At 75.2% G+C, this 9473-nt stretch carries 7 protein-coding genes; 3 read left to right on the top strand and 4 right to left on the bottom strand.

The features are described from left to right. Positions 1-52: 52 nt before the first annotated feature. Together F8568_RS37640 and F8568_RS37635 are read right to left on the bottom strand one after the other, a co-directional pair. A complete protein-coding gene (locus tag F8568_RS37640) occupies positions 53-1192 on the bottom strand; it encodes a thiolase C-terminal domain-containing protein (protein WP_151598402.1) in 1140 nt (379 codons plus the stop codon). Next, a complete protein-coding gene (locus F8568_RS37635) occupies positions 1189-1620 on the bottom strand; it encodes a Zn-ribbon domain-containing OB-fold protein (RefSeq protein WP_151598401.1) in 432 nt (143 codons plus the stop codon). The genes F8568_RS37640 and F8568_RS37635 overlap by 4 nt, the downstream gene beginning before the upstream one ends. Positions 1621-1753: 133 nt before the next feature. Between F8568_RS37635 and F8568_RS37630 the strand changes: the two genes are divergently transcribed. Beyond that, positions 1754-3262 (top strand): MFS transporter, encoded by a 1509-nt coding sequence (locus F8568_RS37630; RefSeq protein WP_151598400.1) that lies wholly within the window; start codon positions 1754-1756, stop codon positions 3260-3262. A gap of 51 nt (positions 3263-3313) precedes the next feature. Here the strand turns inward: F8568_RS37630 and F8568_RS37625 are convergent, their stop codons facing one another. After that, the gene (locus F8568_RS37625; protein WP_151598399.1) at positions 3314-6106 is read right to left on the bottom strand and encodes a hypothetical protein; all 2793 of its coding nucleotides are present in this window, start codon (positions 6104-6106) and stop codon (positions 3314-3316) included. A 68-nt stretch (positions 6107-6174) separates the two neighbouring features. After that, positions 6175-7356: a M20/M25/M40 family metallo-hydrolase gene (locus F8568_RS37620; RefSeq protein WP_151598398.1), complete on the bottom strand. Its 1182-nt coding sequence runs from the start codon at positions 7354-7356 to the stop codon at positions 6175-6177. A 177-nt stretch (positions 7357-7533) separates the two neighbouring features. On the opposite strand from F8568_RS37620, the gene F8568_RS37615 reads away from it, so the two are divergent. Then, a complete protein-coding gene (locus F8568_RS37615; protein ID WP_151598397.1) occupies positions 7534-8301 on the top strand; it encodes a GNAT family N-acetyltransferase in 768 nt (255 codons plus the stop codon). Then, positions 8301-9419 (top strand): o-succinylbenzoate synthase, encoded by a 1119-nt coding sequence (gene menC, locus F8568_RS37610; protein WP_151598396.1) that lies wholly within the window; start codon positions 8301-8303, stop codon positions 9417-9419. Before F8568_RS37615 ends, menC begins: the two co-directional genes overlap by 1 nt. Positions 9420-9473 lie beyond the last annotated feature (54 nt).

Below are 9473 nucleotides of genomic sequence, written 5' to 3'. Positions count from 1 at the left end.
TTTGGGGGGTTGCTTTTTTTGGCCCCCCACCACCACCCCCCCCCGCCACAAGTCAACGATGGGAGGCGAGGACGAGGACGGCGGCGGACATGAACATGCCGCCATTGCCGAGCACCACGCTGACCTCCGCGTCCGGGACCTGCGCGGCGGCCTCCTTGCGGAGCTGGCGGACGGCCTCCTGGATCGCGAACATCCCGTACATGCCGGTGTGGGTGTAGGACAGGCCACCGCCGTTGGTGTTCAGCGGGAGCCGCCCGCCGGGCGAGGTGTGGCCTTCGGCGATGAACGCGCCCGCCTCGCCGCGCCCGACGAAGCCCATGTCCTCCAGGCCGTAGATCGGCAGGTGCGCGAACGCGTCGTAGATCATCAGGTGGTCGACGTCGCCGTGCCCGATGCCCGCCTCGGCGAACGCGGCGCGGGACGCCCGCCGGAACCCGGCGGAGCTGGTCAGGTCGGCCATCTGCGAGATGATCGGCGACTCGGCGGACTCCCCCGCGCCCAGCAGGTGGACGAGCGGGCGGCGGGTGCCGAGCGCGCGGGCGCGGTCCTCGGAGGTGACGACGAGCGCGCCGCCGCCGTCGGTCACCAGGCAGCACTCCAGCAGGTGGAACGGGTAGGCGACCATCCGGGACGCGAGGACGTCCTCGACGGTGATGAGCTCGCGGTACATCGCGCGCGGGTTGAGGTTCGCCCAGCGGCGCTGCGCGACCGGCACCTCCGCGAGCTGCTCGTGGGTGAGGCCGGTCTCCTTCATGTACCGCAGCGCGGTGAGGGTGAACGCGCTCGTCGGGCCGAACACGCCGTACGGGGCCTCGAACTGGCCGCTCAGCGAGTCGGGGGTGCGGGCGAAGCGGGGCGCGCCGACGCGCGAGCGGCCGGACTCACCGTGCGTGATCAGGACGGTGGTGCACATCCCGGCGCGGATCGCGGCGGCGGCGTGCCTGACGTGGAACAGGAACGACGAGCCGCCGACCTGCGTCCCGTCCAGCCAGGCGGGCTCGATGCCGAGCGAGTGCGCGATCTCGACCGGGCCGGGGGTGCCGACGGTGGCGACGCCGTCGACGTCGTCCTTGGTGAGCCCGGCGTCGGCGAGGGCGTTGCGGGCGGCCTCCAGGTGGAGCTGCCGCGTCGAGTGCTCGGGCAGCCGGCCGATCTCGTCGGTCTCCGCGGCTCCGGCGATGACGATGTTCACCGGGCCTCCGCGGGGGTGAACAGCGGCAGGCGCACGTCGCCGCGCTGCTCGAAGACGACCCGGAGCGGCAGGTCGAGGGGCAGGTGGTCGGGGTCGGCGGGGACGCCGGCGAGGTTGGTCATCATCCGGACGCCCTCCTCGAGCTCCACGATGGCGATGACGTAGGGCGCCTCGTCCTCGAAGCCGGGCGCCGGACGGTGGTTGATCACGTACGAGTGCAGGGTGGCGCGCCCGCTGGCGGTCACCCACGCGACGTCCCCGGAGCCGCAGTGCGGGCAGGCGGGGCGCGGATAGAAGAAGTGCCGCTCGCACGCTCGGCAGCGCTGGATGCGCAGCTCACCGGCGGCGGTGCCGTCCCAGAACGGCCGGGTGTCGGGGGTCGGCCGCGGGACGGGCTTGACAGGTGCGGCCCTGGAGGCGGTGGACATCGCCCTCCTCGAAGTAGTTCTAGATCGAGATTCTAGAACTTAGCTCTGGAAAATTTAAGGACCCGAACCTAGAGTTCGCTTCAAGAACCACCGGGCCCGAGCCCCCCGCCGGGACAACCGGAAAGAGGTGCCCATGACCACCCTCGATCACCCGGCCGCCCCCGAACCCAGAGCCGCGATCGACCGCCTCTGGAAGCGCGACCTCGACCACTACCCCGAAACCGGCCCCCGCGTGTGGTATCTCGCGGTGGTCGTCCTCGCCACGATCGTCCTGTACTGCGAGCAGTACGTGACCGGCGGCGTGGCGCCGCTGGTGCTCGCCCACTTCGAGATGTCGTTCCTCTTCTACGTCAACGCGCTGGTCGTCGGGGGCCTGGTCGGCGCGTTCGGTGCGCTCGCCGCGGGGCTCTGCGACAAGTGGGGGCGCGCGAACCTGGTCGCCTACGGGCTCGGCGTCACCGGCGTGCTGACGCTGCTCCTCCCCTCGATGCCGGGCAAGTGGGCGTTCGTCGTCCTGCTCACGGTCATCGGGATGGTCGAGGGCGTGATCCTGGTGGCCACGCCCGCCCTGGTCCGGGACTTCTCCCCGCAGCTCGGCCGCGCGTCGGCGATGGGCTTCTGGACGCTCGGCCCGGTCGTGGCGAGCCTCATCGTCAGCTTCGTCGCGAACCGCACGCTGGAGCGGCTCGACAACAGCTGGGCCAGCCAGTACTACATCATGGGCGCGTTCGGGCTCGTCGTGTTCGCCATCGCGCTCGGCGGCCTGCGGGAGCTGAACCCCGGCCTGCGCAGCCAGGTCATGGTCAGCGCCGAGGACCGCGCGAAGGTGGAGGCGCGCGCCGCGCGGGCCGAGGCGAGCGCCGACCTCGGCCGGCCGTGGACGCAGATGCTCAAACTCGACATCCTCGCCCCGGCCGCCGGCATCTCGATCTTCCTGATCATCTACTACACCGCGGTCGGGTTCTTCACCATCTACCTGACCACCACGTTCGGGTTCTCCACGTCCCGCGCCAACGGCATCAACACCTGGTACTGGGCGATGGACGCGATCGCGCTGGTCATCGTGGGGGTCGTGTCCGACCGGACGCGGGTGCGCAAGCCGTTCATGGCCGCCGGGACCGTCCTCGCGGTCGTCATGACGTACGTGTTCCTGACCCGCGCCACCCACCCGCACACGAGCTTCGCGGCGCTGGCGACGATCGTCAGCCTCCTCGCGGTCGGCCTCGCGATCGCGTACGCGCCGTGGATGGCCGCGTTCACCGAGACGATCGAGCGGCGCAACCCGGCGCTGATGGCGCACGGCCTCGCCGTCTGGGGCTGGACGACCCGGATCGCGGTCGCCGGTTCCATCTTCGTGCTGCAGTACGTGGTGAGCAGCGCGAACACCCTGGTCAGCGCCCCCGAGAAGCTTGCGGAGGCCAAGGCGGCGCAGCAGTCCGGGCACGCGCCGTCTGCGGGCCTGATGCACCAGCTCGCCGACATCAAGCAGGCGGCGGCGGACGCGCCGCACCAGTGGCAGCACTGGTGGTGGGTGTGCATCGCCGCGCAGCTGCTGTTCTTCGCGCTGATGCTCCCGCTCGCCGGACGCTGGAGCCCGCGCGCCGCGAAGGCCGACCTGGAGGCCGCCGAGGCCGAGAAGTAGGGGGCTTCCCGGACGGACGTCCCGCGGCACACGCGGTCCGCGGGACGTCCTTCAGGGGTGCGCGTGGGCGCGCGACCACAGGGCCGTCCAGCCGCCCGCGCCCAGCCACGACGCGGGGACGCGCAGCCCGTGCGCGGCCACCGCGTCCCACAAGGACCCGGTGGCGGCGCCGAGTTCGGCGGCGTCGGGCAGCGCGCGCAGCCAGGGGCCGTCACCGTCCTTGAGGGTGGTCGCGGGGTAGCCGGGCACGCGGATCTTGCGCGGCGGGACGACGGTCGCGAGCGGGATCTCCGGCCCGGCGCAGGTGACCAGGACGGTCAGCGCGCACAGCAGCGGCCCGGTCGTGCGGTGCGCGACGGCGCGTGCGATGACCGGGTCGTCCAGCAGGGCCAGCCGGCCGATGGCCGCGCGGACCCGCCGTCCGACGAGGTCGAGCGCGTACGGGTCGGCGAGCGCGGGCAGCTTGACGAGCCTGCGCAGCGTCTTCGGCAGCGGCGGCTCGCCGAGCAGCAGCGGCAGCTGGTCGTAGCGGTCGCGCAGCGCCGGGTCGAGCCCGCCGAGCGCGGCTTCGAGCGGCCGCGCCGCCGTCGCGTCCCACAGCCGGACGAGGGGAACGCCGCCGTCGAGCGCGCGGCGGACCGCGGCGGTGAGCTGCCCGGACCCGAGTCGGCGCAGCCGGGTCAGCGCCGCGTCCGGCGGGGTCGCGGCGACCGCGGCGACCACTTCCAGGGCCGCGAGGCCGGACGCGTCCCACTCCGCGCGGGCGAGGTCGCCGAGCACCGGCCCCACGTCCTCGACCAGGCGCGGTGCCGCGCGGCGGCGCGCCGGCCGGGCGGGCGGGAGCTCCTCCGGCGGCGGCTCCTCGGGCGGCGTGATCCCGGGGAGCGCGTCCACCCACGAACGGAACGCGCGTTCCAGCTCCTCGGCGGGCGCCTCGTTGAACCGCGCCGCGATCTCCGAGACCCGCCAGCCGCGCGCCTGCGGGCGCAGCGGGCTCAGCTCCGCGTTGACGACGAGCACTCCCTTACCGTCGTAGAGGCCGAGCAGGGCGACGCGTCCGGCGCGGGCGTCGTCCAGGTACATCGGCCCGGCGATGCAGTTGCCCATGCGGTCCGACCATTCGGCGAGGTCGCGCGCGTTGCGGGCCACCTTCACGCGCACCTTCGCGCCGGGCACCACCGCCCCGTCGGCGGCGGCGACCGGCGGCGGCACCGCGAACTCGCCGGTCAGCGCCTCGGCGATCGCGGTCCCGGCGGCCAGCCCGTCGGTGAACGCGGTCCAGGTGCGGGCGCCCTTCGGCGGGACGCCGCCGAGCGCGGCGAGCTGCGCGGCGCCGGACACGGCGAGCGTCACCGAGTCGAGCCGGGGCGTGAACGGCTCGGGCTCGGCCGGCGGCGGGTCGTGGTCGAACCAGGGGGCGCCGGTGCCGTCCACCGAGCGCGCCGCGTCGTGCCCGTGCAGCTGGGCGAGCGCGTCGACCAGGTCGACGTACCAGAGCAGGTCGCCGAGGAGCTCCTCGCGGTCGCGCAGCGGCCGGCGGTCGCCGAGGAGCGGGCCGGTCCACGGCGGGATGCCGTCCCAGCCGTCCGGCGGCCGCACGTCGCTGTACCCGGCCGCGTCGCGCCAGGCCTTCAGGCTGGACGCGCCCCACTCGCGCAGCAGGTCGGCGCGGTGCCCGATCATCCGCGTCAGCACCGTCTCGACGGTCTCGATGACGAGCAGGGCGTACTCCCGTGCCCGCACCAGCCGCGGCCTGACGACGCCGATGACCCGCGCGTCGATCGGATCCCCGGCGGACAGCCTGCGGTGGATCTCGCCCACGTGGACGGTGGGCCTCGCGGGCAGCCCGCCGTCGCGGCGGCGGCCGGCGGCCCACGCCGGGCACTGGGCGACGACGGCCTCGATGAGCGGCGCGGAGCGCGCCAGCCCCTCCTCGTAGCCGAGGTCGGCGACCGCGACGGCGGTCCGCAGCAGCGCGGTCGCGGCGATCGCGTCCTCGAACATCCGGGTGAGCTGGTCGCGCCAGAAGGCGTCGGGCGGGATCCAGCGGGCGGCGTCGGCGAGCGTCGGCTCGGCGATGCCCAGCATCCGCGTCAGCCAGCCGACGACCAGGTCGTCCTCGTCGCGGGCGCGGCGTTCGCGCAGGTCGGAGAGCCGGTCGCGGCGGCTCTGCGTCGCCATGCGGCGGGCCCGGCGGCCGTGCCGGTCGCGCCGGTCGCGAACCCGCTCCCACAGGTCGAGGAGCAGATCGAGGCGGCGCGGGCGCGGCACCCCGCCGAACGCCTGCCGCAGGTAGCCGGCGAGCACGGACGGCGCCCCCGGCACGGCGGCGTCGGGGCCGTCCAGGTCGAGGACGCGCTCCAGCTGCTCGGGCCCGAGGACGTCGCTCGCCGCGGACGCCAGGTGCAGCGCGGCCCAGCGCCCGTCCCCGGCCGCCTTCGCCGCCGCCGCGCCCACCCGCTTGGTGACCGACGGGCCGAACAGCGCGACGAGGAAGCCGGCCCGGTCCCCCAGCCGTCCCGCGTTCCGCAGGCCGAGCGCCCGCAGCGCGGCGAGGACCGCGTCGCGCCGGTCGCCGCGCGCCCCGTCCAGCCGGGCGGACCGGAACCCGGCGCCGAGGTCGACGCCCGCGCCGGCGGCCGTCGCTCCGCCCGCCGCGACCAGCGCGGACAGCTCCGCGAGAGCGCGCCGGACGTCCTCGCCGCCGGCGCCCGCGGGGCCCAGCGCGACCGGCGCTCCGGGCGGCGCGGAGGAGCCGCCGGTGATCCGCTCCGGGCCCGCCGGACCGGCCGTCCACACGGCCGTGTCCGCGACCACCACACCGCCCGCGAGCCGAACTTTCACGCGGGTGATTCTGCTCGCCGAGCCCCGTCCCGTCGACCGATTTCGGGCGCTTGCGGGCGGTCGCGGGGTCAGGGACGGTACGGGACGGCGACGAGCGCGGCGAGCAGCGCGGCGCAGCGCGGCAGGTCGGCGGCCTCGATGCGCTCGTCGGCGGCGTGCGCGCCGCGCCCGCGCGGGCCGAGGCCGTCGAGCGTCGGCAGGCCGCGCGAGCCGGGCAGGTTCGCATCGCCCGCGCCCGCCGCCGGACGGCCCCGGACGGTCTGGCCGAGCGCGGCGCCGACCGCCGCCAGGTGCGCCAGCAGCGGGTTGGCCGGGTCGTCCGGCCAGGTCGGCCGGGACGTCAGCACCTCGGCCTCGACCCGCGCGCCGTCGCGGACCGGGCGGGCGGAGCGCAGCACGTCCAGCATCCGGCGCTCGGATCCGGCGTCGGTAAAGCGGAGGCCGATCTCCGCCCAAGCGTCCCCGGCGATCACGTTGGCGCGGCGGCCGCCCTCGATCCGGCCGATGTTGCACAGGGTGGTGCCGTCGTCCGGGACGGCGGCGCGGACGGCGGCGAGCTGGTCGAGCAGCTCGTCGATCGCGGACACGCCGCGGCCGGGGTCGAGGGCGGCGTGCGCCTCGCGGCCCCGGACGCGCAGCGCGATCCGGGTGCTGCCGCGCCGCGCGGACTTCAGCGCGCCGTCGGGATGCGGCGACTCCAGGCCGATGACGGCGGCGGCGCCGGCCATCTCGGCCTCGACCAGGTCGCGGCCGGTGGGGCTGCCGACCTCCTCGTCGGCGACGACGACCGCGCGGACGGGCGCGGGCACGGCGATCCCGGCCGCGTCGAGGGCCTGGAACGCCGTCTCCAGCGCGACGAGGCCGCCCTTCATGTCGAAGACGCCGGGTCCGGTGATGGTCGTGCCGTCGTCGGTGCAGGGCATGGCGGCGAGGCGCCCGACCGGCCAGACGGTGTCGTAATGGCCGACGACGAGCAGGTGCCCGGGGCCGTCCGGCCCCCAGGAGGTGACCAGGTGGTCGCCGCTCGGGGACGGGACGCGCCGCACCCGCCCCCCGGCGGCGGCCTGCCCGGCCTCGACCAGGTCGGCGCAGCGGGCCAGGGCCGCCGCGTCGCCGCTGGGCGACTCGGCGAGGACGTACTCGCGCAGCCGGGCGCGGGCGGGGTCCAGCAGGGCGGCGGCGGCCGCGGTGATGCGGGCGGCGTCATCCGGGTCGAGCAGGACGCGGCCAGGCGGGTCGTGGTCGGTCATGTTCCTCCGGGCACCGAAAGATCATCAACGAACATACGGATCGTATAATCGTCGCGATCTTGGCGATATTTGACGCTGACAAGGCCTGATGCTACAACGAGGACATAGATCCACAACATATCTAGGTCAGGACATGTGCCGACAGTAAGCGATGCGATGCCTGTGAGATCCCCGGCCGTGCACGTGCGGCCCCTGTCCGGGCCCGCGGAGATGCGCGCCGCCGTCGCCCTCTACCGCGAGGTCTTCCGGCTCGGCGCGACCGACCCCGCGGTCAGCCCCCGCCTGCTCATCTCGCTCGCGCACAACGGCGGCTCGGTCGTCGGCGCGTTCGACGGCGACGATCTCGTCGGGTTCGCCTACGGCTTCGGCGGCGTCGACCCGGCCGGCCGCGTCTACCACTACTCGCAGATGGCCGCCGTCCGCGACGACCAGCAGGGCCGCGGCGTCGGCCGCGCGCTCAAGCTCGGGCAGCGCGCCCAGGTGCTCGGCACCGGCGTCACCGCGATGCGCTGGTCGTTCGACCCGGTCCGCACCCGCAACGCGCACTTCAACCTCGACGTCCTCGGCGCGGTCGCGCGCTGGTTCGAGCCGAACCTGCTCGGCGTCGAGGAGGTCGGCCGGGACCGCGGCATGCGCACCGACCGGCTCATCGTCGAGTGGGACCTGACCGCCGCCCTGCCCTCCAGCCGGGACCGGGCGCCGAAGCCGCCGCGCGTCGGCTGGGGCGACACCGCCCGCGACGGCGACGCCGTCCTGTTCGGCCTGCCCAGCGACTGGGAGGCGCGCGTCGCCGCGGACCGGGACGCCTCCATCGCGCTGCGCGAACGGGTCGCCGACGTCATGGGCCGCCTCGTCGCCGACGGCTACGCCGCCGTGTCGTGCGCGGTCGCCGCCCGCGACACCGCCGTCTACCGGTTCGTCCCCGACCCGCAGGAGAAGCACTGATGCCCGCCGTCACCGCCGTCGAGGCATTCCGGCTGAGCCTGCCGCTCGTCCACACCTTCCAGACCAGCTCGCACCGCAAGTCGCACCTGGAGCACATCGTCGTCCGGGTGACCGGCGCGGGCGGCGCGTCCGGCTGGGGGGAGATCGCCTCGCCGAGCGACCCGTACTACTGCCCCGAGACCGTCGACACCTGCTGGATGATGCTGCGCCGCTACCTCGCGCCCGCGCTCGTCGGCACCGAGTGGGACCACCCGTCCGAGGCGGGGCGCGCCTGGGCGCGGATCCGCGGCCACCATTTCGCCAAGGCCGGCCTCGACATCGCCTGCTGGGACCTGTGGACGCGCGCGTCCGGCACCCCGCTCGCCGCCGCGCTCGGCGGCACCCGGCCGCGCATCGCCGCCGGCGTCAGCCTCGGCATCGAACCGACCGTCGACGACCTGCTCGCGCAGGTGGAGCGGCACGTCGCGGACGGCTACCGGCGCATCAAGCTGAAGATCGCGCCCGGCTGGGACGTCGCGCCGACCCGGGCCGTCCGGGAGGCGCACCCGGACCTCGCCGTGCAGGTCGACGCCAACGGCGTCTACCCCGAGTCGCCCGAGGCGCTCGCCACCATGCGCGCGCTCGACGGCCTCGGCCTGCTGCTCATCGAGCAGCCGTTCGCGCCGGGCGCGCTCGCCGCGCACGCCCGCCTCGCCGCCGCGATCGGCACGCCCGTCTGCCTGGACGAGTCGGTGGACGACCTCGACCAGCTCGACACGGCGATCGCCCTCGGCGCCGGGTCCATCCTGAACGTCAAGGTGTCCCGGATGGGCGGCCTCACGGCGGCCCGCACCGCGCACGACCGGGCCGTGGCGGCGGGCTGGAAGGTGTGGTGCGGCGGCATGCACGAGTTCGGCGTCGGCCGCGCCGCGAACGTCGCGATCGCGTCCCTGCCGGGCTTCGACCTGCCCAGCGACGTGTCCGGCTCGGACAAGTACTACGCGCACGACATCGTGGCCCCGCCCATCCGCGCGACCGCCGGCACGGTCCCCGTCCCGACAGCCCCCGGCCTCGGCCACGAGGTGGACGAGTCCCTGATCCGCGCCAACGCCACCGAAACCTTCCAGACCCCTCGTTGAGTTGGGGGGGGGGGGGGGGGGTGGGGGGGGGGCCGCGCCCACGGCGGCGCCGCC

Origin of the sequence: Actinomadura physcomitrii (genome assembly GCF_008923205.2) — a bacterium.
Lineage (GTDB): Bacteria > Actinomycetota > Actinomycetes > Streptosporangiales > Streptosporangiaceae > Spirillospora > Spirillospora physcomitrii.
The sequence above is the reverse complement of the archived record's forward strand: the minus strand, read 5'-3'. Positions and strand labels throughout refer to the sequence as shown.